The organism is Dietzia sp. HMSC21D01 (assembly GCF_001815995.1).
In the GTDB taxonomy this organism is placed as follows: Bacteria; Actinomycetota; Actinomycetes; order Mycobacteriales; family Mycobacteriaceae; genus Dietzia; species Dietzia cinnamea.
On the sequence record NZ_KV823813.1, the window covers coordinates 1 to 1,443 of the forward strand.

The window sequence follows — 1,443 nt, forward strand, 5'->3', positions numbered from 1 at the left end:
CGCCCGCCACCGGCCCCGCGAGGCGCACCCCAGTGAGGCGCACGGTGGACCGGACGGGAAGGTGGGCGTCGGCGTGGCCGGGTCGGCCGCCTCGGAGGCCGCCGTCGTCGCCGACTTCCTGCGCCGCCGGCACGTCCTGGACGGTATCGACTACGGCGAGATGGCAGTGGTGACCCGCTCGCTGCCGCGTGTGGCCGACGCCCTGCTGGCCGCGCTCGACGCCGCCGGCGTCCCGGTGGTCGACGCCGGCGCCGAGATCCCGCCGGCCCACGACCCCGTCGCCTCGGCTCTGTTGCTGTTGGTGCGCTCGGCGCTCGAGGGCGCCGACGGCAGCGACGCCGAGCGGGTCCTGGCGCTCCTGTCGGGGCCGATCGGCCGCGCGGACGCCGTGGCCATGCGTCGTCTCCGTCGCGGACTGCGCCGCTCGGGGATCGGCGGGACAGAACCCAGCGCCGAGACCCTGCGGCGTCTCGTCCTGGCGGACGAGGACGATCTCCCGCCCGGGCTCACCGCCGTCGAGCTCGCCCCCGTCACCCGGGTCCGCCGCGCGCGCCGGGCCGTGCAGGCCGAGCTGCGGGCGGGAGGGACCGCCGAGGAGGTCCTCTGGGCCGCGTGGACGGCCTCCCGGCTGGAGCGCCGCCTCGTCCGGCAGGCGGTGGCCGCCGATCCCTGGTCGCGATCCGCGGACCGGTCGCTCGACGCGGTCGTGTCCCTGTTCGACCACGCCGCCGACTTCGTGGACCGGGTCCCCGGAGGCTCCGTGGGACTGTTCTGCGACGTCGTCTCCGGCGAGGACCTGCCCGCGCCCCGGCGCGCCGACACACGCGCACGGGGGGGCGCGGTGAGCGTGCTGTCCGCGCACGCCGCGGTGGGCCGTCAGTGGCGTGCGGTCGCGGTGTGCGGCGTCCAGGACGGTGTCTGGCCTGCGCCCCGCCGCCGGTCCGGCCTGCTGGGAGTCGACGAGCTGGTCGACCTGACGGAGATCGCCGGGGACGGACCGGTGCCGTCAGAGGCGGAGCGGGCCGTGTCCTCCGCGGCCGCCCGGTCGGCCGAGGAGCGCCGCCTGTTCTACGTCGCGTGCTCCCGCGCCAGCGAGCACCTGCTCGTCACCGCCGTGGAGTCGCCCGAGGAGGGCGACGTCGCCCCCTCCCGCTTCATCGACGAGATCGCCGACCTGGCGACCACCGCCACGGCGGTCGCGTCCCCCGGCGCCCCGGTGGGTCCGTCCCGCCACGCGCCCACCGTGTTCTCCCTGCCGCATCTGGCGGTGGATCTCCGGGCCGCGCTTCACGACCCGTCGACAGACCCCGCCGACGCGCGCCATGCGGCCGGCCTGCTCGCCGGCCTCCGCGACGCCGGGGTGGGGGAGGCGGACCCCCGCACGTGGTTCGGCGCCACCGAACCCTCCACGGACGCGCCGCTCACGCCCGACACCCCCGACCG

1 protein-coding gene is annotated in these 1,443 nt (G+C 77.7%); it reads left to right on the forward strand.

All coding sequences use genetic code 11. The features are described 5' to 3' along the window. The coding region (locus HMPREF3086_RS04540) for an ATP-dependent helicase (RefSeq protein ID WP_168169050.1) at window positions 1-1,443 on the forward strand (1,443 nt) is incomplete at both ends.